The following is a 22,219-nucleotide window of genomic DNA, read 5'->3' as shown; positions in this document are numbered from 1 at the left end:
CCTCTCCGTTCGTGTCGAGCAAAGTAGAGACACCTGGGCGCCAGCGGTTCTCGACTTCGCTCGAACCGAACGGAGGTTGGATCTGGCCCGATAGCTCGGCCAAGACACGACGGACTAGATACGCATGACTTCGTTCCTGGACTTCGAAAAGCCGATTGCCGAACTGGAAGCGCGCATTGCAGAACTGCGCGCCACGGCCGACGGCAGCGACCTCGACATCGGGGCGGAGATCGCCAAGCTCGAAAAGAAGAGCGCGGCGATGCTGACCGGTACCTATGCCAAGCTTTCGCCCTGGCAGAAGACGCAGGTCGCCCGCCATCCGCAGCGCCCGCATTTCGTCGACTACATCCGGCTGGCCTTCAACGATTTCGTGCCGCTCGGCGGCGACCGCCTTTATGGCGAGGATGCCGCGATCATCGGTGGTCTCGCCAAGCTGGACGGGCGCAAGATCATGGTGATCGGCCATGAAAAAGGCCAGGACACCGCCAGCCGCATCAAGCACAATTTCGGCATGGCCAAGCCCGAAGGCTACCGCAAGGCGATCCGCCTGATGGAAATGGCGAGCAAGTTCGGTCTGCCGGTGGTGACGCTGGTGGATACCGCCGGTGCCTTCCCCGGTGTCGAGGCCGAGGAACGCGGACAGGCCGAAGCCATTGCCCGCTCGACCGAGGCCTGCCTTGGCCTTCAGGTGCCGATGGTCGCCGCAATCGTGGGCGAAGGCGGCTCGGGCGGCGCCGTTGCCATCGCCAGCGCCAACCGCGTTCTTATGCTTGAGCATTCGGTCTATTCGGTGATCTCACCAGAGGGCGCCTCCTCGATCCTGTGGCGCACGCCGGACAAGGCCGCCGACGCTGCCACGGCCATGAAAGTGACCGCGCAGGACCTTCTCGACCTTGCGGTGATCGACGGGATCGTGCCCGAACCCGTCGGCGGCGCCCATCGCGATCCCGCCGGAACCGCCCGTGCCCTCGCAGATGCGCTGGGCCGCGAACTGGCCGCGCTCGACGGCAAGGATACCGCCGAGATCGTGCGCCAGCGCGAAGAGCGCTTCCTCGCCATCGGGGCTCTCTGAGACTACGCCTTCGGCTCGCTTTCAGCGGCTTCAGAGAACCGACGTAGGCGCTGCGCCGCGCCGAACCCGTCGCAATTCCGAAGGGCGTGCGAATTATCCGCACACGTAACGCGGATATTGGCAATGGACGCAACACCACCCAACCGATAGTCAAAAGGCCCGACAGTCCCTTGCGCCTTGCAAGGGCATGGCAGTTCGCCCGCGAAGTGGTGGCGAACCGGCGAACGGGGTCGAACTATTCCATGAGCCTGAAACGGCGTCTTCCCATCGGCAGTGGCGTGCTGGCAGCCAGCGCGCTGATCACGGCTGCCACGGTCTATGCTTCGCAGGACAGCGGTGCGGACCCGGCTCGTCCGGCACCTGCGCATTCCGCCACGGCACTGGCGCAGGCCGAAATGATCGAGCCGATGCTCGATAAGTACTGCTCGCGCTGCCACAACGACTTCGACATGGTCGCGAACCTGTCCGTCTACGATCTCAAGGCGGAAGACCTGCGGACCGGTGCCCATGCCGAGGAATGGGAAAAGATCCTGCGCCGCGTCGCGGCCGGAGAAATGCCGCCGCATTCCAAACCGCAACCCGATCCCGCCATGCGCGCCGCCTTCGTGCAGTGGCTGGACAGCTCGCGCGCGAGCTATGCCGCCGCCAATCCCGATCCGGGCCACGCGACGATCCGCCGCTTCAACCGTTACGAATACGCCAATGCGATCCGCGACCTGCTCTCGCTCGACGTCGATTTCAGCCGCGAGCTGCCGCAGGACAATTCTGGCTACGGCTTCGACAACATCGCCGATGTGCTCACCGTCTCGCCGACGCTCATGGAGCGCTACGTCGCGGTAGCGGGCAAAGTCGGGCTACTGGCGACCGGACTGACCTCGCGCCGCGAGTTCGTGACGACCTACCAGGTGCCCAAGGACGGCTCGATCAAGAACTCGGGCGTGCCGGCCTACAACCTGCGCGCCAGCGCGGAGCTGCCGCTGGGATCGCGCGGCGGCGGCGCGTTCAAATATTTCGCCCGCTACGACGGCGAATACGAAATCGCGGCCTGGCTCAACTCAAATACCAACAACGAAACCGACCGGCTGACGGAAGACCGCTACAGCGTGCGGGTGCCGATGAAGGCCGGATCGCACCTCGTGGGCCTCTCGTTCCGCCGCCAGCTCTGGCCCGACGAGAGCGTGCAGACGCTGCGCAATTCCACCGACTATGTGCCGCTCCCGCTCGACAAGCCGACAATGCTGCCGCTTGACGTGTGGATCGATGGCGAGCGGGTGAAGACGGTCGAAGTCCCCTCCTACCGGATGCACGAGCGTTATTCGCAGCGGAACTTCCCGCGTGACGTGCTGCAGATCGACGTCGCGGGTCCATACGAAGCAACCGGCATTCCCGATACGCCGAGCCGCCGCACGATATTCCTGTGCCAGCCGAAACGCACCTCGCAGGAAGAGGCCTGCGCCCGCAAGATCGTCTCCACCCTCGCCCGCCGCGCCTGGCGCCGTCCGGTCGGTGCGTTCGACATTGCCCCGATCATGGGCATCTATGCACAGGAACGCGCCGTCTCGGACTTCGAACACGGTATCGAGGCAGCGCTGGAAGCAATCCTCGTATCGCCCGAATTCCTGTTCGTGGTCGAAAGCGATCCGGCCGGCAGCCTGCCCGGCAGCGTCCATACGATTACCGATCTCGAACTCGCCACCCGGCTCTCGCTGTTCCTGTGGAGCAGTATTCCCGACGAGCGGCTGCTGGCGCTGGCAGAGAAGGACAAGCTGAGCGAGCCCGCGGTGCTCGATGCCGAAATCGCGCGGATGCTGGCCGATCCCAGGGCCGCAGCGCTGACCGACAATTTCGCGGGCCAGTGGCTCTACCTGCGCAATCTCGACCAGCAGCGGCCGGACATCGATGTCTTTCCCGATTTCGACACCCGGCTGAAACAGGCGATGGATACCGAAACCCGGCTATTCTTCGCCAATGTGCTGCGCGCCAACCGGCCGCTTACGGACTTTCTCGAAGCGGACTATACCTACCTGAACCAACGGCTTGCCGAACACTACGGCATTCCCGGCGTGGTCGGCACCGCGTTCCGCAAGGTCGATCTCGATCCGTCCTGGCACCGTGGCGGCCTGCTGGGCCAGGCGAGCATCCTCACCGTCACCTCGTATAACAACCACACCTCGGTAGTGCGGCGCGGCAAATGGATACTCGACAACATTCTCGCCTCGCCGCCGCCGCCACCGCCCGCCGACGTCCCGGCGCTCAAGACCGAGCAGGATGGTCGGGTGCTGAACGCACGCGAGCAGCTCGAACTGCACCGTGCCAATCCGACCTGCGCGGCCTGTCATGTGAAGATGGACCCGCTCGGCTTCGCGCTGGAGAACTTCAACGCCGTGGGCGGTTGGCGCACTATGGATGCGGGCCAGCCGATCGATGCCGGGGCCGTCCTGCCCGATGGCACCAAGTTCTCGGGCATCTCCGGCCTCCAGGCGATCCTGATGGACCGCAAGGACGAATTCGCCCGCGCCTTCACCGAGCGGCTGATGACATACGCGCTCGCGCGCGGCATCGGTCCGCAGGACATGCCCTCGGTCCGCGCGATCGCGGGCGATGCTGCTGCCGACAACTACCGCGTTCGCACGGTGATCAAGGGCATTGTCACCAGTCCGGCCTTCACCAAGCGCAAGACGCCTGAACCCTTCAAAGCCGCTTATGCCGCGCCCGCAAAGTTTCCGCTTCCCAACAAAACCCGTCACCCCCGCGAAAGCGGGGGCCCCGCTTTCTCTTCTTCTACCGCCACAGAAACAAGCGGGGTCCCCGCCTTCGCGGGGACGACGAGTAGGGTAGATGCGGTCAAGCGCGTTGAGCCCGCAACTGCAGGAAGGCCCGTAAATTGAGGATCACCCGCCCAGCCTTCTCCAATCGGCCCCTATCCCGCCGCACCATTCTGCGCGGTGTCGGCACGGCCATGGCGCTGCCGTACCTTGAAGCGATGATGCCGAGCGCGCATGCCGCCGACGTGGCGCAGCGGCCCAAGCGGTTGCAGGTGTTCTACACACCCAACGGCATGACCATGCCCGAGTACCGGCCGACCGGCGACGGCGCGGACTTCACGCTTCCCGCGACGCTCGAACCGCTCGCGCCGCATCGCGAGGCGATCACCGTGATTACAGGCCTCGGCCATCCGCAGGCCGCCGCCATGGGTGACGCACCTGCCGGTCATGGCCGCTCCTGCCCCGCCTTCCTCACCGGAGCCCATGCCCGGCAGACCGAGGGCACCGACATCCGCTGCGGCATCTCGATGGATCAGGTTTTCGCCGCGCATCTGGGCGATGCCACGCAGATCCCCTCGCTCGAACTGAGCATGGATCAGGCGAGCATGGCGGGCAGCTGCGACATCAACTACTCGTGCGCCTATACCAACGGTATCTCGTGGCTGACGCCCACCGTGCCGCTGCCCGTCACTGCCAACCCGCGCGCGGTATTCGAGCGGCTGTTCGGCGACGGCGAAGTGCTCGACGAGAAGAGCCGCCTTGCCCGGCTTCGCAAGCAGGCCTCGATCCTCGACTACGTGATGGAGGATACCGCCCGGCTTTCCGGCAAGCTGGGCATGGCGGACCGCCACAAGCTGGCCGAATATCTCGATGCCACCCGCGCCATCGAGAAACGCGTCCAGCGCGCGGAGGCCTCCCCGCCCAGCCCGCAGGCCAAGGCGATGAAGCAACCCGCCGGCATTCCCGACGACTTCGCCGAGCACATGAAGCTGATGATCGATCTGCAGATTCTCGCGATGCAGGCGGACATTACCCGCGTCGGCACCTTCATGGTCGGACGCGAGATTTCGAACCGGACCTATCCCGAGATCGGCGTGCCGGATTCGCACCACATGCTCAGCCACCACGGCAAGAACCCGGACAAGATGGCCAAGCTGGCGCTTATCAACCGCTATCACATGACCTTCTTCGCCTACATGCTCCAGCGCATGAAGGACACGAAGGACGGCGAGGGATCGCTGTTCGACCGCACGCTGGTCCTGCGCGGATCGGCCTTCGGCGATTCCAATGACCACGACTACATGGACCTTCCCGTCATCGTCTCCGGCGGACTGGTGAAGGGCGGACGCCACATCAAGGTGGAGCACGGCACTTCGATGTCGAACCTGCTGCTGGCGGGGCTCAATCTGCTCGACGTGCCCGCAACCTCGTTCGGCGACAGCACCGGCCCGCTACGGGAACTGACCGATGCTTAGGGCTGCTGCGTACTTGCTGGCAGCCACGGCGATGGCTTCGGCCGCGTCGGCCAAGCCTGCAGGCCCGGCGCCCGATCTTGCCCGCGCCATCGCTGCCGATGATCTCGCCGGCGCCAGGGCCGCGCTTACCACGGGTGCGAACCCGAATGCGGTTTTCGGTTATGGCGAAACCGCGCTTGCCCGCGCCGTCGAGACACAGGACGCGGCCATGGTGTCGCTGTTGCTCGGGCATGGCGCAAAACCCGATACGGCGGATGCCAGGGGCTTCACGCCCCTGATCCTCGCCTGCGAGCGCGGCAATGCGGAGATCGTCTCCGCCCTGCTCGATGCCAAAGCCAGCGTGAATACAGCCGCCCCCGATGGCACCACGCCATTGGCGGTCTGCGCCCGGTTCTCGAAGCCTGCCACTGTCTCGCGGATGCTGGCGCTGGGCGCGAAAACCGGCGCTGCGGATGGGCGCGGCCAGACGCCGCTGATGTGGGCGGCCTCCTCGGGCAATGTCGAGGCCATGGCGGCACTGCTGAAAGCAGGTGCCCAGATCGACAGGACGACCGGGGCCGGGTTCACGCCGCTGTTCTTCGCCATCAAGAGCGGCGTTCCCGCCGCGACGCAGCTGCTCCTCGACGCCGGCGCGGACGTTGCCCATCGTGGCCCGGAAAACACCGGCGCATTGCAACTGGCACTCTACCAGAAGAACTGGCCGGCGGCCGCCATGCTGATTGAGCGCGGCGCGGCCGATCTCACCGAACGCGACCGCAACGGCAACCAGCCGCTCCACGCCGCCGCAGCCGGGGGCGACGGCGAACTGGTCGCTCTGCTGCTGGAAAAAGGCGCCGACCCCAACGGGCTCACGGGTCCTTCGCGCATCACCTGGGTGACCGAGGCCAACTTCGGAATGCCGCCCCCACCCGTTCCCCCCACGCCGCCGCTACTGACGGCGGCCGAGCATGGACAGGCGGATGCAATGAAGATTCTGGCAGACGCGGGGGCGGACAAGGCCTTCGTCGCCGAGAACGGCAACAATGTGGTCGTCGCCGCCGCGCACAGTCACAGTCCGATCGCGCTCGAACAGGCGCTGGCTATGGCGCCCGATGCCAATGTCGCCGATGCGCAAGGCAACACGCCGCTGCATGTCTTGCTCATGGGCGGCTTCCATTCCGACCTGCGGGCCATGTTCAGCGTCCTCGCCCGTCACGGAGCACGCACGGATATTCCGAACGAAAAGGGCCTGACGGCTGCACAGTTCGCCGAAAAGGGGCTGACAGTCGTACGCGAAGCCTATCAACAAGCCTTTGCGGATACCGCATCTCCCATGGTAGCCGTTTCACACGATTGAATTTCCCATCGCAGGACAGGATCGACCCATGACACGAACCAGGACCCTCGCCCTCGCCGCTGCCGGCGTCCTTGGCCTCGCCGCCGTAGCCGGAACCGGCACGCTAGCCAGTGCCGCGCCTTCCGCCAGCACCGTCGTCGCCACGCGGCAGGCGAACTACAAGAAGATGGGCGCTGCGATGAAAACACTGAAGGACGAACTGCAGGGCAGCGCCGACAAAGACAAAATGGTCGCTGCAGCCCGCACGCTCGCCGCCACCGTGCGGGTTCAGAACAAGCTGTTTCCCGACGGAAGCGGCCCCTCGTCTGGCGTAAAAACCGATGCGCTTCCAGCCATCTGGACCAACCGCGACGCTTTCAACGCCGACATGCAGAAGGCCATCGCAGAGGCCGACAAGCTGGTCGCCATTGCCGGCTCAGGTGACAAATCCGCGATAATCGCGCAGTTCAAGGCCACCGGCGCGACCTGCGGCGGCTGCCACCGCCAGTTCCGCGCCGACGACTGACAGGAGCCATCGCAGCGATGAGCGAGAGCGTGACCACCACGGGTTCCACCCGGATCTGGGACCTGCCCCTGCGGCTGTTTCACTGGCTGCTGGTCGCGCTCATCGCGTTTTCCTGGTGGAGCGGCGAGGAGCATTACATGGAGTGGCACCGCCTCTCCGGATACGGCATCCTCGCCCTGCTCGTGTTCCGCCTCTGGTGGGGCTTCACCGGATCGCGTACGGCGCGCTTCAGCCAGTTCGTGCGCGGCCCCGGCGCCGTGCTCGCTTATGCGAAGACACTCTTTTCACCCTCGCGCCACACCGCCGACGGCCATAACCCGCTGGGCGGCTGGAGCGTGATTGCGATGCTCCTTGCCATCGCGGCGATGGTGGTCGCAGGCCTGTTCGCTGTGGACGTGGATGGCTGGGAATCGGGCCCGCTCGCCTATTGGGTGAGCTTCGAGCAGGGCCGCAGCGCTGCCGAGTTCCACGAAACCGTGTTCAACGTGATCATGGCGCTGATCATCCTGCACGTCGCCGCGATCGTCTTCTACCTCGCGGTAAAGCGCATGAACCTCGTGCGCCCGATGATCACCGGACGGCGCGCCAAGTCGGCGGAAGAAGCGGTCGAGGACGCCCGTTGGTCGCCGGCTATGGCACTGATCGGCATCGTCATCGCAGCTGCTGTCGCCTGGTTCGTATCGACCGGCTTTCGCTTCTAACACGAACCGAGTTTCCGTCGGGTTCAGGTAGCAGCTTCCACCTCCCCGTCGCGCCCCGGCACCAGCAGGTTCAGCACCACGGCGCTAACGGCCGCAGGCAGGACCCCTGAGCCGAGCAGGACCCGCAAGGTCTCCGGCAAGTGCTGCAGCGCAGCCGGTTCCAGTTGCAGACCCAGCGCCAGCGACAGCGAAACCCCGAAGATCAGCATGTTACGCTGCGTCCACTCGACATTAGACAGCATCGAGAGCGCGGCCGAAGCGACCATGCCGAACATCACGATCACGCCTCCGCCCAGCACCTCGATGGGAATGGTCGTCACCAGTGCACCGATCTTGGGGACCAGCCCGCACAGGATCAGGAACACCGCTCCGACCGTCACGATATGGCGGCTCATCACGCCGGTAATCGCAATCAGGCCGACGTTCTGACTGAAGCTCGTGTTGGGCAAGGCGCCGAACACTGCCGCGACTGCCGTGCCGACACCGTCGGCGAACGTCGCACCGGACAGTTCCTTGTCAGTCGCCGGTCGTCCGGCTCCACCCTCGCAGATGCCCGAGACGTCACCGACGGTCTCTATGGCGGAGACAACACCCATCAGGCAAAATCCAAGGATCGCCGAAGCGGAGATAGCAAAGCCGAAGTGGAAGGGCCGGGGCACCATGAACCAGCCGACGGTTTGGACCGGCTCCAGCGAGACCTTGCCCATCATCGCCGCCGCGGCATAGCCAACGCACAGCCCGATCAGCACCGAGGCCGTCGACCAGATGCCGCGCGCAAAGAAGCTCAGCGCCAGCGTGGTTCCGGCGACGACGGCCGCCAGCAGCCAGCTTTCGCCTGAGCCGTAACTGGGCGTCCCCGCTGCCGGGACGCCGCCAGCCGCGTACTGTACGCCCACGCGCATGAGCGACAGACCGATCATCAGCACGACGAGACCCGTCACCATCGGCGGCAGTGCAAAACGGATGCGGCCGACGAAGAAGCTCAGCACCATGTGAAACAGGCCACCGAAGATTGCCGCGGTCGTGAGCGCCGCCATCGCTGCAACACCCTGCCCGGCGACGATCGGGATCATCACCGGCAGGAACGCGAAACTCGTTCCCTGCACGATCGGCAGCCGCGCGCCCATGGGACCGGCGCCGATCGTCTGGAAGAGAGTGGCAATACCGGCGAACAGCATCGACATCTGGATCATGTAGATCAGCGCGCTGGTATCGGGGGAACCGTATCCGAACCCGGCAGCCCCCGCGACGATGATCGCGGGCGCCAGATTGCTGACGAACATGGCCAGCACATGCTGGATACCCAGCGGGATGGCCATGGCCATGCCCGGAAAGTAGTCCGGATCGCGCGCCTGCTCGGGAGACATCACCCCGCGGTAGGACTTGGCCGAAGGGATCGGTCCGCCCTCTTCGAGAAGCTGCGGTATCGCGGTCATCGACATTCCTTCGCCAGAGGGGGTGTGCGTTTCGCTCATGCCAGTTCCATCAGACGCGAAAGCGAACGGTTCGCGGCTTCGATCACCCGCCCGCGCTGGAGCGTGACGAGATCGCCGTCTCGCACCACAGCGCGCCCGTTGACAAACACATCGCGCGCGCCGGAGGGCGGAGAGAGCAGCAGCCCGGCCACCTTGTCCCACGCGCCCAAGGACGGAATGTCACCAACATCCCACAAAACGAAATCGGCACGCTTGCCGGGCTCCAGCGATCCGCAATCGCTGCGCCCGAGCACTTGCGCCCCGCCGCGCGTCGCCAGCCACAGGGCTTCGCGCGGATCGAAGGTGTCGGCACCGTTCTGCACACGCTGAAGCAGCATCGCCTGCCGGGCTTCCTGCAACAGGTGCCCGCTGTCGTTAGAAGCCGAGCCATCGACACCGAGCCCCACCGGCACCCCGGCATCGGTCATGGCGCGGATAGGCGCGATTCCCGAGCCGAGCCGGCAGTTCGAGCAGGGACAATGCGCAACGCCGGTGCGGGTCCGGGCGAACAGACCTATCTCCTGCGGATCAAGCTGCACGCAGTGGGCGTGCCAGACGTCAGGCCCGGTCCAGCCCAGATCCTCGGCATACTGACCGGGCCGGCAGCCGAAGCGCTCCAGCGAGAAGGTAACGTCGTCGGCGTCCTCGGCCAGGTGGGTGTGCATCATCACCCCCTTGTCGCGGGCCAGCAGCGCCGCCTCGCGCATCAGGTCGGTGCTGACCGAAAAGGGCGAGCACGGCGCCACCGCAACGCGCAGCATCGCGCCATCGCCGGAATCGTGGAAAGCATCGATCACGCGGATCGTATCGGCAAGGATGGCCTCCTCGTCCTCGACCACGCTGTCGGGCGGCAGGCCTCCCTTGCTCTCGCCGACGCTCATCGAGCCGCGCGTGGCGTGGAACCGCAGGCCCACTTCGCGTGCGGCATGGATGGAATCGTCGAGCCGCACGCCCTCGGGAAAGAGGTAGTGGTGATCCGAGCTCATCGTGCAGCCCGAAAGCGCAAGTTCGGCCAGGCCGAGTTGCGTCGCCGCGAATACGTCTTCGGGCCGGTACTGCGCCCAGATCGGATAGAGCCGCTTGAGCCATCCGAACAGCGAGACGTTAATCGCCCCGGGCAAGGCGCGCGTCAGTGTCTGGTACAAATGATGGTGCGTGTTGACGAGACCCGGCGTTACCACGCAGCCACGCGCATCGATCACTTCGGTCGCTTCATCGGCCAGCGGGGCCAGTTCGGCACTCGTGCCTACCGCTTCCACCACGCCGTCGCGAAACGCCATGGCACCACCGGCAATCTCGCGCCGCGTATCGTCCATGAGGACGAGGCAATCGGCATTGCGGACGAGTGTCAGCCCCACGACAGCGCCTGCCTCGTCCCCCGCGCCATCAGGGTGTCGCGTTTTCGTAAGTGGACCAGTTGTCGAGTATCTCATCCACGACCTTGGAACCCACGGTATAGAGGTTCTCGACCGCGGCCTCGAGCCCGGCATAGCCCTCGTTCTCGCGCAGCAGATAGGTGGCCGGATCGATGCCCGGCGGAGGCATCGTGTAGTTGCTGCCTGCGCGCATCACCAGCACGCGGTCGCGGTCCACCCGGCCGATGTTGTCGAGGTAGGTCACCGCCTGAAGCACGCCGGTATCTTCCATCGCAGAAGTCACGAACTCGCCCCTGCCGCTCGTCCAGTAACGGACCCAGGCATTGGCCCAGTCGGTCATCAGCTTGCCGTGCCAGAAGGTCATCGCCGAGAGCTGCTCGCCTTCCAGCACGAACGGCGGTTCCTGCGCCGGCGGATAGTCGGAGAACTGCGCCCGCTCGGCGGCAATGGCCTCGGAATCGGGAAGCTCGATATTCTTGGTGAGGTTGTAGGCCCACGCTTCCAGCGAGGGGTTGATCTTGAACATCTCGCCGCCCGAAGGATCGGGCTTGCCCTTCATGTCGTTCGGGCCGTTGGTATGGCGCGGGAAATAGCCGAACTTCCAGTCCGCCGGGATTTCGCGCGGATCGATCTCGTGCGCGAGATCTCCGTCGATCACGTAGCGCGCCCAGGCGACCGAACCGATCGAAGCATCTTCCGGATCGATCCCGGCAATGCCGGCAACCAGCCAATAAGCCTTGGTCAGATCGAAGCGCGGGTCGAGCCCCAGCGCCATCGTCGCAGCGGTCGAGCGTGCGGTGCCGATGCCGGTCACCATACCCAGAACCTGCGTTTCGGGATTGTAGTAGAGATCGTGAAACGATTGCGGGAACGGGATGCGCATGGTCAGCCCGCGGCGCTCTTTCCAGAGCTGGAATTCGCCCGCTACGTCACCCTCGTCCTTGCCGATCTCGAACAGCGAGACGACCACGACCTTTACCGGAAGTGGTGTTTCGCAAGGTTCGCCGGGCTCGCACTCGGAAATATCCGGCACCGCCACCGGATCGGCATGAGCCGCTCCGCCGGACAGACACAGGGCCAGACAGGCCCCGACGATGACGGCAGCGCGGTTCAGAAAGTGCATGGAATACCTCTTGGGGAAACGAAGGGCGCCAGCATATACCAGCGCCCTTCTCTCGGTGTGAGGACTTAGAACTTGTAGCTTACAGTCGCCTGGAAGCTACGCGGCTTTTCGGGAAGTGCGATCGTCGAACCGAACAGCTCGGTGAAGTTCGCGCGGAAGTACTTTTCGTTCGTTGCGTTCTTCACGACGAGACGGAACAGCCAGTTGTCCGTCTCGTAGGAAGCGCCCAGATCGACGAGCGTATAGGCCGGCAAGCTCACGACCTGCGACTGCCCGGAGAACACTTCCTCCACGTGAACGATACTGCCGCTGAGCGCGATACCATTGTCGAACGCATAAGTGGCGGTAGCCGAGTAGAGATTCTCCGGAATACCGGCACGCTTGGCGCCGTCCTTGCTGGTGATCAGGTGCAAGGCACCCGGCTGGCCACCGAAGATCAGCGACGGATCGTTCAGGCTGGTGAGGTCTTCTGCGCCAAGGAAGCTGAAGGCCGTACCCGCTTCGAAGAACGTCAGGTTGACGACCTCGGTATGGGTATAGGCAGCGGTGATCAGCAGGTGCTCGTCGACCGACCAGCGCATTTCCGCTTCCCACCCCGTGGTCTTCACCGACTGGTTCACCGTCGAAGACTGGATGTTACGGTCGGTACGCTCCTGTTCGTAGTAGGAAACCGCCGCGTACAACGCTTCGTTGAGGAAGCTGCCCTTGATGCCGCCTTCGTACATTCGCGAAGCAGTCATGAACTGCCCGGCCGCGATATCACCTGCAGCGATTTCCGAGCCCTGCCCCGCGATCACCGTCGACTGACGAGATGCCGTGACATAGGGGATGACGCCGAATGGCAGCTTGTACGAGAGGCTGGCAGTCCACGACCAGTCACCCTGACTGCCCGACGCGGAAACGACGTCCGGCGTGTTGTTCATCTTCGCGGGGTCGTAAGTCGACTTCGCTTCGATGTGATCGTAGCGCAGACCCAGAACCACGTTGAGGCCGAAGTTGAAATCGAGGTCGGTAAGGCCGGCGATACCGTAGTCGGTATAGTTGCCCCACAGATAGTTCGAGTAGTCGCAATCGCACTCGGTCGAGAGCAGGCGATCCGACAGGGCATCGTAGCCCTTCGTCAAGTCGACGCGGTGGAAGTATTCGTAGTTGAAGTCGTCCCCGTGGAAGAAGTCCGTGTAGCGGATCGACGGAGAGAACTGGAACGAGAACTTGCCGGCGTTGTTCTCGAACGTCTTTGAAACGACGATCTTGTCCTCGATCACGTAGGAATCGTGGAACTGCGAGAAACCGTAGGAATTCTCGTTGAGGTTCACGATGCCGTCGTAGAAGAGCTGGTTCTTGATCATCAGGCCACTGTCGGCTTCATAGACGATGTCGAAGTAGGCGGTCTTGGCGGTGTTGTTCAGCAGGTCGTTCTTGCCGGTCAGGACCTTCCTGCGGCTGAGCTTGGTCGTGCCGACATTTGTAAGACCAAGCCACGGATAGTTGGTCGCAAAACAGGCATCGTTGAGACTTGGACCGGGGAACACGCTGCCCCCGCCGCAACCGAACGAACCGAACGGGTTGAAATCGCCGATCGCGGCGAATTCCTGCTGCGAAAGCTGACCGTCTTTGACGCCATCGAAGGTCAGATTGCCCGCGGCATCGCGCATGGCACCATCAACCTGCTGGGCGTCACCGGTAATGTACGTGCCGTTGTCGACAAGGTCCTGGGTCAGACGGTTCCAGCCGCCGTTCTGCTGGCCGCGGAAGCGGTGGTACATGCCGCCGAATTCGATCCGCAGGTTATCGGTAACATTGGTGTCGAACGCAGCCTGCAGGATCGTCTGGTTGGTCGACATGTTGTCGTAGTAGCTGCCGGAGTCCTCGACCTCGGCATAGAGGCTGTAACCGAGCTCGGCCTTCCCCATCCGGATCGGGCCGCGCAGTTCGCCCCTGAGGACACTCTTGTTCCAGCTGCCGGTGGTGTAGCTCAGCTCACCTTCAGGGCTGGACAGCAGCGTACCATCCTGCACGCGTGCCGACTTCGGCACGAAGTTCATGTAGCCGCCGGTCTTGGACGGACCGTAGATCGGCGATGCCGGGCCACGAACGATGTCGACGCGCTCGGATGCCGCGATCGGCGTCGGATAGTTGCCCGGATTGTCGAGACGGCGAACGCCGCGGAAGTAGACTTCACCCGGCGTACCGCGAATGTCGAGCGCGCCGCCGACACCGAAGAAGGAGTTGGTGAAGGTACCCGGCGCCTGCGCAACCAGATCGTAGATGTCGGTAATGCCGAAGCGCTCGATCTGCTCCGAGCTGATCGTCGAGGCCGAGCGCGGCGTTTCAACGATGGTCTTGTCGAACCCGAATACCGAGCCGACGTTCTCGATCGGCAACGCCCCCAGCGAGCCGGTGACAACGATCTCGTCAGGATTGGGTTCTTCGTCTGCAGCAAAGGCCGGCGACGTCAGCGCCGTACAGCAAAAGAGACTGGTCGCGGCCGCCAGCAGCGGCTTGCGAAATCGGTTGCGCTGCATTCCCGCGAACGCGTGCGCGTCTTCGAACTTGTTATTGACCATCGTGAATCACCCCGTTTTTTAGCGCGAACGGAACATTCTCCGTTCTTTCGCCCCTCATTCGAATTGTGATCACCTCTCCCGCATGAGCGCCGTTCTGTGTGCAGCGCGATTGTCCATGCGTGTCATTCAGACCAAGACTTGAGCTTGCGACCTCCTAGGACCCTTGGGATTGTCTGAAGCGGTCGAGGCTGTGCTCGAACCGGTCGAAACGGCTTTCCAGATCGGCCTGCAGGCGGGCCTTTTCACTGGATGCGAGGAAGGACTGGCAGCGCCTGTCAGCCAGCGCAGCGGTACAGGCAGATACCGGCATTTCCGCCCGAGCATCGCGCCAGAAGCTGGCGCCGGGAATGAAGGCATATTCAAGGCTGGCGCGGGCCAGATCCTTGAGCTCGGCGTAGCCCAGCCCCTGTTCCATGGCAGCCCGGCGATATTCGTTGGTCATGTCCGAGCGCAGCACGCCCTCGTCGTCGGTCGAGAGCACCACCGGCACGCCCATGCTCCGGTAGAGGGTGATGGGATGCTCACTGCCCTCGGCGCCGAGAATGACGGCATTGCTGGTGAGATTGACTTCGACCGCAATGCCCTCACGCGCCATGCGGGCCAGCGTTTCGGGCGCCGCGTCCTCATAGGCGATGTCGGTGCCATGGCCGATGCGCCGCGCTCCCGAATCCACGGCGCGGGCGATGTGATCGCTAAGGTCCTTGGGACGCACCAGCCCGAGCGTGAGTTCGCCGGCGTGCATGCTCACGCTAACGGCAGGGTATTTCGCTTCCAGAAAGCGAAACATCGCCATGTGCAGGCCATAGTCGCGCAGCGCCACGGGATCGTCTTCGGGCATGACGATGTTGACGCCCACGAAACGCGGGTCTCGATCCGCAAGCGCGAAACCGGCGATCAGTGAGCGGAAAGCGACTGCCGGCGCCATGCTGCGCCATGCAAAGGTGAGATAGTGCACGGCGACGTCGCAGCCTGCTGCCGCATCTTTCGTGCCGCATGACAGGTCCTGCCGGGCATCGGCCTCGACCCGATCGACCTCAGCCATGGCCTTGCCCAGCAACCCGCGAACCGTGCCGATCTCTCGCGCATAGACCGCACCCAGATCGCCCTCGTCCAGAGGCTCGTCACCGCCGGCCATGGCATATTTCACCAAAGCCGGCGGATTGTTCATGAGCTCCAGGTAGCTGACGTTGTTGCGCGCGGCGCTCTGGCGCGTGGCGGAAAGCCAGCGGCCGGGATCGAGAGGGAAGGCAGCGCCGAGTTTGTCGAAGCTGGAGAAGAACTGGGTATGGCCGGAAACGTCGTCCGCCCCCACGCCCCGCTGATGGCCGCGCGTGGAGAGGGAATCGATCAGCGCGGCGTAAGCGAAGGTTCGATCTTTCGCCATGGTTGCCAGCTTCCGCTCGGCCGGGCACGGCGCAGCCACGATGCGTTCGATCTTCTCGTCCGCACACATGCCTTCCGCCGCAGCGGCTTCGAGAAAGTCCTCGGCATAGATGCTGCCGCCGAGGTGGTTGTGCAGGTCCCCGCCCTTGGGCATTGCCTGGAGGAACATGCGCAGCTGCGCTGCATTGCCGGACATCTCATCGAACAGGGCGGAAGCAGCCGCTTCGCTTTCGGCGTCGGCGCTGGCGATGGAAGGAGAAACCAGAAGAGCCACACAGCCCAGCGCCCATGCGCGCAGGCATGCCTTTGGAAGGCGCTGTGTAAGGCTCGTCAACATTCCCCATACCCCGCAATCGGAAATCCGCGCCCTTCCCGTGCTTTCCCTGCACGACAGAACACGCCCTTCCGAACCGAACGTTCGGCAAGCGGCCGGCATCCGTCACGGGGAGAGATCGTGACATTGGATGCCGGGCCTGCCGCACCTTTCGGTGTCATCAAAAGTGGTAGGCACTTGACTTGGTGCGAGCAAACGCAATGAATCCCACGGTGCGTTGCAAAAATTAGAGCGGGTCAGAAAGACAGCATCATGCCGGCGTTTTCGCGTTTCCTTCGTTACTTCATGGCCGTCGGTCGGCTGGGCTCGATCCGCAAGGCGGCCGACGAACTCAATGTCTCCGCGTCCGCCATCGCCCGGCAGATCCTCAACGTGGAAGCCGAAATCGGCACGCCGCTGTTCGAGCGACTACCCAGCGGCCTGCGATTGACCGCCGCCGGCGAAATCATGATGGCGGCCGGCAATCGCTGGGAAAAGAACATGGTCGATGTTCGCGCCCAGATAGAGGACTTGCGCGGGCTGAAGCGCGGCCACGTGGAAATGGCCATCATCGATGCGCTGGCAAAAGGCCACATCCCGGCCGCGATCCGTTCCATCCAGAGCCGCTATCCCGGCATCAGCGTGGGCGTGAAAGTTCTCGAGAACGACGAAGTCCGAAAGGCCGTCGCCAGTGGGGAAGTCGACTTCGGCATCCTGTTCGAACCGCAATCCTACCGCGACCTGTCGGTGCGCGCCTTCGTGGAAGTCGTGCTCGGCTTCGTTACCCTGCCCGACCATCCGCTCGGCCAGCAGCGCGAGGCGCGCTTCTCCGCCTCCACGGGCATGCCTGTGATCGTGCCGGCCGAACCGCTCGCGGTCTGCCAGCAAGTCGCGGTGCTCGAAGGCGCGACGGGCATGGAACTGGAACGCAAGGTAAGCTCGGACAACATCCAGATGATCACGTCGCTGGTGCTCGAGGGCGTCGGCATCGGCGTACTGACATCGCTCGACGTCATCACCGAAGTGAAAGCCGGCCTGCTTTCCTTCACACGCATTTCCGACGCGCTGCTGAGGCCGATGACGCTGGCGCTTTGTACCAACTCGGCGCGCAACCCGTCTTATGCGGCCAGCATCGTGCTCGGCGAAATCGAGAACGGCTTTGCGCAGCTCAGCTATCCCGTCTCGATGCAGATGCCCGAGGAAAACGGCAGCTGAAGCGCACCGCTGCAATTGCGCATCGCGCATGGCGGCATATAACCGAGGGTTCTTCCCAACATCTGCCGCACAGGATTCGCGACCGATGAGCCAGACCGCCGAACCCGAACTTCACTACCTCGAATACTACGAGGACTTCCTCGCCAAGGTCCGCATCCTCTCGCGCAAGGTGCGCGAGAGCGGATGGATGCCGGACTTCGTGATCGGCGTGGGACGGGGCGGCCTGGTGCCGGCAGTCTATATCTCGCACCAGCTCGAACTGCCGATGCTTTCGATCGACCACTCCTCGAAAGTACCCGGCTTCGCCGACGAGCTGCTGGCCAAAGTCGCTGGGATGACGGCCGAGGGCAAGCGCATGCTCTTCGTCGACGACATCAACGACAGCGGCGGCACCATCGACTATATCCGCGGCCAGCTCGCCGAAAGCGGATGCGACAGCACCAATCTGCGCTTCGCCGTGGTGATCAACAACCAGAGCTCGAAAGTCGAAGTCGACCTGTGGGCCGACATGATCGATCGCACCAAGGACAAGCGCTGGTTCGTCTTCCCCTGGGAATCGGTCGGCACCAAGGACAGCATCGTCGAGGAAGCGCTGTCTGTGCCTGAACGGCTTTCCTGACCCCCCTCTCTTACGAAAGAAACACCCCCCATGCGCATCTGCGTCTACCTCGGCTCCTCTCCGGGCCGGAACCCTCTCTATCGCGAAGCCGCCGAGCAGTTCGGCACCCTGCTCGCCCGGCGCGGCATCGGCCTTGTCTATGGCGGCGGCGAAGTCGGCCTGATGGGCGTGATTGCCGATGCCGTATGCGCGGCGGGCGGCGAAGTGATCGGCGTCATCCCCGAGGCGCTGCGCGCGCGAGAGAAGGATCATCACGGCATCACCGAACTGCACGTCGTGAAGACCATGCACGAACGCAAGGCGATGATGGCCAAACTGGCGGACGGCTTCGTCACTCTGCCCGGCGGCATCGGCACGTTCGAGGAAATGTTCGAAGCCTGGTGCTGGGCGCAGCTGGGCTATCACCAGAAGCCGGTCGGCCTGCTCAACGTGGGTGATTTCTATGACGGCCTCACCCAATTCATCGACAAGATCGTGGAGGAAGGCTTCCTGCAGGAACGCCACCGCGCGATGCTGATGATCGAACGCGAACCCGAGGCCCTGCTCGACCGGATGACGCACTACATGGCACCGGAAACCGAGCACTGGTTGGGCGAAAAGGACCTGTGACCATCACGACGCGGCACATCGCCGAAACCTGCGTGGAGCGGGAATTCGCCGACGCCGGCGAGGCCATGCGCCTGGCCGGTGCCCTCTAGCGCATCCGCTGCAGGTCTTCGATAAGGCCGGTCCAGTCGAGAGCCTCTCGCCATTCCGCGGCGTTTACTCGTCGCTCTGCGCGCCCTGCTGCATCGCCTCGACCATCACCGCTTCGAGCCGCACCGGATCGATGGCGCGCACGACATAGGCCTTCTGCTCACCGAGGTCGGGCTGATAGTGCTCGCGCCAGCTCAGCATATCGCCATAGTTGGCACCGAACTGCGTGTTGTAATCGACGTAGAGATCTTCCGCATTCGTCACCATGGCGGGATCGAGCACATACCCGGCCGCGATCTCATCCCACAGCGGAAAGCCGGGTTCGAGGTCGGAGACAAAAGCGGCCACGTCAGGCTTTGCGGCCTTGGCCACCCGTTCCAGCAGGGTGCGCGTGCGCTGGGTGGCGGTCGAGGGGTCGACGGGAATGATCGTCAACTTGCGCCAGGGACTGCGTGAAACGATGCTCGCAGACTCGGGATCGAAGCGGGCGTTGAATTCACGGCGTGGAGAATTGGCGAATTCGCGCGCGAACTCCTGCGCCTGCTGATCGTCCAGTACCTGATGCGGGTTGAGACTGCCGCCCATGTAGACCAGCTCTCCCACCAGTGAGGCGAATTGAGGATCCAGCCGCTGCGCCAGGGCCAGATTGGTCAGCGGTCCGCAGGCCACGATGGTAATCTCGCCCGGGTACTGGCGTACCATGCGAATGAGGAAGTTGGCCGCGATCTCCGGCGAGGGCTTCAGGGTGGGATTGCCGCCGGGCAGGTTCACCGGATCGTCGGGTCCGTAATAGGCCGGGGTCGTCTGTGCCGTGGGTTCGACCCACTGCTTCATCCACGCGCCTTTCCACGTGAGCTTGCCGTAGATCGCTTCCCAGCGCTTGGTCAGCGCCTCGGAGTTCAGCAGCGGATAAGTGGCACCCTGCGCCACCGGAACATCGGGCCGGCCTGCAATCTCCAGACCGCGCAGCACCATCGCCGTCGCCCGGTTCGCCCATGTGTTGCCCGAGACCGTCGTAATCCCGACGACCTCGACCTCACTGCTTTCCAGCAGCATGAGGTGCATGAGTTGAAAGCCCTCGTCATCGATGATGACCTTGCGGGGGCCGTCCGCGGCATGGGCGGTGCCCAGTGAAAGGACCATGGCAACCCACAGAGCCAGCAGTGTCCGCATGATCCGCAGCATCAACCCTGCGCCTCCACGTAGGCATCGAGCTTTTCCAGATGTTCGGCAATCGCCTTTGGCGGCAGGAACGATCCGGTAAAGCTGTTGCGTGCCAGCGTCACGATGGCTTCGCGATCCAGGCCCCGCGCCTTGGCCACGGCGCGGAAGTTGTCGCCGATATAGCCGCCGAAATAGGCCGGGTCGTCGGAATTGACCGTGGCCTTCAGGCCCAGCGCCAGCATCCGGTCGACAGGATGGTCGGCAAGGTCGTCGACGACGCAGAGCTTGAGGTTGGACAGCGGACAGACCGTCAGCGTCATACCCATCGCTGCCAGCCGCGCGACCAGGTCCGGGTCTTCCAACGAGCGGTTGCCGTGATCGATCCGGTCGACGTGCAGCAGGTCTAGCGCCTGATAGACATATTCGGGTGGCCCTTCCTCTCCGGCATGGGCGGTGATCTTCAGCCCCTTGGCGTGCGCCGCCTCGAAGACCTGCGCGAACTTCACCGGCGGGTGGCCGACTTCGGAACTGTCCAGCCCGACGGCTTCGATTTGGTCGAGCCAGGGTTCTGCCATCGCCAGCGTATCGAATGCCGCCTCTTCGGAGAGGTGCCGCAGGAACGAGAGGATGAGCTTGCTGGTAATACCGTGCTTCGCCTCCGCCTCGGCCATGCCCGAAAGCAGGCCCTCGATCACGTCGGCAAAGGGAATGCCCCGATCCGTGTGCGTCTGCGGGTCGAACATGATCTCGGCATGGACGACGCCGTCTGCCGCAATGCGGTCGAAATAGGCGGCGGCGAGATCGTGAAAATCCTGCCGCGTGCGCAGCACATTGGCCCCGGCGTAGTAGATATCGAGAAAGTCCTGCAGGTTCGAAAAGGCATAGGCTGCCCGCACATCCTCCACCGAGGCATAGGGGATGTCGATGCCGTTGCGTTTCGCCAACTCGAACATCAGTTCGGGCTCAAGGCTGCCTTCGATGTGCAAGTGCAGTTCGGCTTTGGGCAGGCCGGTGATGAAGCTGTCGAGATCGGTCATGAACTGGTCCTTTGCCAAGCGCATTGGCCCAGCACATACGTTCGCGCAACCACGCGATCATCGCCGAGGATCTGCATGGCGAAAAGACGCTCGGCGAGGTCTGCCTCAAGGGTTCGCCGCGCCAGCAGCGGCGTGGCGGCGCAATCGAGCACGACAAAGTCTGCCTCCTGCCCCGGCTCAAGCGCACCGACCTTGTCCGCGATATGAAGAAGTGCGGCGCTGCCCGCCGTCGCCAGGTAGAGCGCCCGGAACGGATCGAGCTTGTCCTCGCGCGCCAGCGCGGCCTGATAGGCGAGCCCGGCCGTATAGAGCATCGAAAACGATGTCCCGGCACCAATGTCGGTGCCAAGCCCCAACCGCACCTTGTGCGCGTCCGCCTTGCCGAAATTGAAAAACCCCGAGCCGAGAAACAGGTTCGAACTCGGACAGATCGCAATGCCCGCGCCGCTTTCGTGCAGCCGACCGCACGCGCGGTCCGACAGGTGGATGCCGTGCGCAAAGACCGAACGCGGCGTAACGAGCCCGAAGCGGTCGTATGCGTCGAGATAATCCACGGCATCGCTGAACCGCTCTTCGACCGCGGCGCATTCACGGACGTTCTCGGCCAGATGCGTGTGCATCAGCACTTCGGGATGCTCGGCCAGCAAGGCCCCGGCATCGGCGAGTTGGGCATCGCTCGACGCGAGTACGAAACGCGGAGTAATGGCATAGCCAAGCCGGCCATGCCCATGCCAGCGCCGGATCAGCGCTTCGGTCTCGGCGCGGCCCGAGGCAACGGTATCCTTCAGCCCTTCCGGCCCCAAGTCCATCAGTACCTTGCCCGAAACGATGCGCATGCGGCGTTCCAACGCGGCTTCGAACAGCGCATCCACCGACTGCTCGTGCACCGTGGGATAGACTAGCGCGCTGGTCGTCCCATTGCGCAGCAATTCATCGAGAAAGAAGGCCGCCACGCCATCGGCATACGCCTTGTCTACGAACGCTTTTTCCGCAGGGAAGATGTGCCGGTCGAGCCAGTCGAGCAATTGCTCCCCATGCGAGGCGATACGGTCGGTTTGCGGATAGTGGACATGGGCGTCCACAAAACCGGGCACGACGAGTCCCGGCAGGGTTTCAACCTCTATTCCCGCGTACTGGTCCGCCAGATCGGCATAGGGGCCACGGGCTATGACGATGCCGTCCTCGATAACAAGCAGTCCATCCGGCTCATGCCGCACGGCATCGGGCGCGTCGCGCGGGTCCTGCCCGACCGAGAGCAATTCGGCGCGGTAGGCACGAATCATTGCACCACCTCCTCAAGAAGGTGGTTCACGCGGCGGCGCGGAGACGCGGAGGGAAAGAGGATTTTGTGCACGCAGAGACGCAGAGGCGCAAAGATGTCGCTCTGCGCCGAAGGC

General features: G+C 63.9%; 17 protein-coding genes. 9 read left to right on the top strand and 8 right to left on the bottom strand.

Annotated features, from left to right (window positions below; all coding sequences use genetic code 11):
* The first annotated feature begins 124 nt into the window (after nucleotides 1-124).
* From IEX64_RS15415 to IEX64_RS15390, 6 genes are all read left to right on the top strand, one after another.
* Entirely contained in the window at nucleotides 125-1,072 is a 948-nt protein-coding gene (locus IEX64_RS15415; protein WP_188820940.1) for an acetyl-CoA carboxylase carboxyltransferase subunit alpha, read from the top strand.
* A 242-nt stretch (nucleotides 1,073-1,314) separates the two neighbouring features.
* Nucleotides 1,315-3,960: a DUF1592 domain-containing protein gene (locus tag IEX64_RS15410; protein WP_188820938.1), complete on the top strand. Its 2,646-nt coding sequence runs from the start codon at nucleotides 1,315-1,317 to the stop codon at nucleotides 3,958-3,960.
* The gene (locus IEX64_RS15405) at nucleotides 3,957-5,312 is read left to right on the top strand and encodes a DUF1552 domain-containing protein (protein WP_229710444.1); all 1,356 of its coding nucleotides are present in this window, start codon (nucleotides 3,957-3,959) and stop codon (nucleotides 5,310-5,312) included. The genes IEX64_RS15410 and IEX64_RS15405 overlap by 4 nt, the downstream gene beginning before the upstream one ends.
* Entirely contained in the window at nucleotides 5,305-6,648 is a 1,344-nt protein-coding gene (locus IEX64_RS15400) for an ankyrin repeat domain-containing protein (protein ID WP_188820936.1), read from the top strand. The genes IEX64_RS15405 and IEX64_RS15400 overlap by 8 nt, the downstream gene beginning before the upstream one ends.
* 28 nt (nucleotides 6,649-6,676) lie before the next feature.
* Entirely contained in the window at nucleotides 6,677-7,153 is a 477-nt protein-coding gene (locus IEX64_RS15395; RefSeq protein WP_188820934.1) for a c-type cytochrome, read from the top strand.
* Nucleotides 7,154-7,170: 17 nt separating this feature from the next.
* On the top strand, nucleotides 7,171-7,854 hold the full coding sequence (locus IEX64_RS15390; protein WP_188820932.1) for a cytochrome b/b6 domain-containing protein: 684 nt from the start codon (nucleotides 7,171-7,173) through the stop codon (nucleotides 7,852-7,854).
* A gap of 23 nt (nucleotides 7,855-7,877) precedes the next feature.
* Here the strand turns inward: IEX64_RS15390 and IEX64_RS15385 are convergent, their stop codons facing one another.
* From IEX64_RS15385 to IEX64_RS15365, 5 genes are all read right to left on the bottom strand, one after another.
* Nucleotides 7,878-9,290 carry a uracil-xanthine permease family protein gene (locus IEX64_RS15385; protein WP_229710433.1) on the bottom strand — a complete coding sequence of 471 codons (1,413 nt, stop codon included), beginning with the start codon at nucleotides 9,288-9,290 and terminating at the stop codon, nucleotides 7,878-7,880.
* A gap of 35 nt (nucleotides 9,291-9,325) precedes the next feature.
* Nucleotides 9,326-10,687 carry an 8-oxoguanine deaminase gene (locus IEX64_RS15380; protein ID WP_229710430.1) on the bottom strand — a complete coding sequence of 454 codons (1,362 nt, stop codon included), beginning with the start codon at nucleotides 10,685-10,687 and terminating at the stop codon, nucleotides 9,326-9,328.
* Between the two features lie 28 nt (nucleotides 10,688-10,715).
* The gene (locus IEX64_RS15375; RefSeq protein ID WP_188820928.1) at nucleotides 10,716-11,828 is read right to left on the bottom strand and encodes a purine nucleoside permease; all 1,113 of its coding nucleotides are present in this window, start codon (nucleotides 11,826-11,828) and stop codon (nucleotides 10,716-10,718) included.
* 65 nt (nucleotides 11,829-11,893) lie between these two features.
* Nucleotides 11,894-14,395, bottom strand: coding sequence for a TonB-dependent siderophore receptor (locus IEX64_RS15370; RefSeq protein WP_229710420.1), 2,502 nt, complete (start codon nucleotides 14,393-14,395; stop codon nucleotides 11,894-11,896).
* A 154-nt stretch (nucleotides 14,396-14,549) separates the two neighbouring features.
* Entirely contained in the window at nucleotides 14,550-16,052 is a 1,503-nt protein-coding gene (locus tag IEX64_RS15365; protein WP_229710417.1) for an adenosine deaminase family protein, read from the bottom strand.
* A gap of 312 nt (nucleotides 16,053-16,364) precedes the next feature.
* On the opposite strand from IEX64_RS15365, the gene IEX64_RS15360 reads away from it, so the two are divergent.
* The 3 genes from IEX64_RS15360 to IEX64_RS15350 all read left to right on the top strand — a co-directional run bounded on the left by IEX64_RS15360 (nucleotide 16,365) and on the right by IEX64_RS15350 (nucleotide 18,534).
* Complete coding sequence (locus tag IEX64_RS15360; RefSeq protein ID WP_188820924.1) at nucleotides 16,365-17,306, top strand: LysR family transcriptional regulator; 942 nt, start codon at nucleotides 16,365-16,367, stop codon at nucleotides 17,304-17,306.
* A gap of 85 nt (nucleotides 17,307-17,391) precedes the next feature.
* Nucleotides 17,392-17,925, top strand: coding sequence for a phosphoribosyltransferase (locus tag IEX64_RS15355; RefSeq protein ID WP_188820922.1), 534 nt, complete (start codon nucleotides 17,392-17,394; stop codon nucleotides 17,923-17,925).
* Between the two features lie 30 nt (nucleotides 17,926-17,955).
* Nucleotides 17,956-18,534: an LOG family protein gene (locus IEX64_RS15350; protein ID WP_188820919.1), complete on the top strand. Its 579-nt coding sequence runs from the start codon at nucleotides 17,956-17,958 to the stop codon at nucleotides 18,532-18,534.
* Between the two features lie 153 nt (nucleotides 18,535-18,687).
* Here IEX64_RS15350 and IEX64_RS15345 read toward each other — a convergent pair whose 3' ends face one another.
* From IEX64_RS15345 to guaD, 3 genes are read right to left on the bottom strand one after another with little or no spacing between them, the layout of a single operon-like run.
* Nucleotides 18,688-19,806 (bottom strand): nucleoside hydrolase, encoded by a 1,119-nt coding sequence (locus IEX64_RS15345; protein ID WP_229710415.1) that lies wholly within the window; start codon nucleotides 19,804-19,806, stop codon nucleotides 18,688-18,690.
* The gene (locus IEX64_RS15340) at nucleotides 19,806-20,822 is read right to left on the bottom strand and encodes an adenosine deaminase (RefSeq protein WP_188820917.1); all 1,017 of its coding nucleotides are present in this window, start codon (nucleotides 20,820-20,822) and stop codon (nucleotides 19,806-19,808) included. The genes IEX64_RS15345 and IEX64_RS15340 overlap by 1 nt, the downstream gene beginning before the upstream one ends.
* Nucleotides 20,819-22,105: a guanine deaminase gene (guaD, locus tag IEX64_RS15335; protein ID WP_188820915.1), complete on the bottom strand. Its 1,287-nt coding sequence runs from the start codon at nucleotides 22,103-22,105 to the stop codon at nucleotides 20,819-20,821. Before guaD ends, IEX64_RS15340 begins: the two co-directional genes overlap by 4 nt.
* Between the last annotated feature and the right edge of the window lie 114 nt (nucleotides 22,106-22,219).

This window comes from Novosphingobium indicum, from assembly GCF_014645195.1.
Lineage (GTDB): Bacteria > Pseudomonadota > Alphaproteobacteria > Sphingomonadales > Sphingomonadaceae > Novosphingobium > Novosphingobium indicum.
This window is presented reverse-complemented; position numbering and strand designations above follow the sequence as displayed.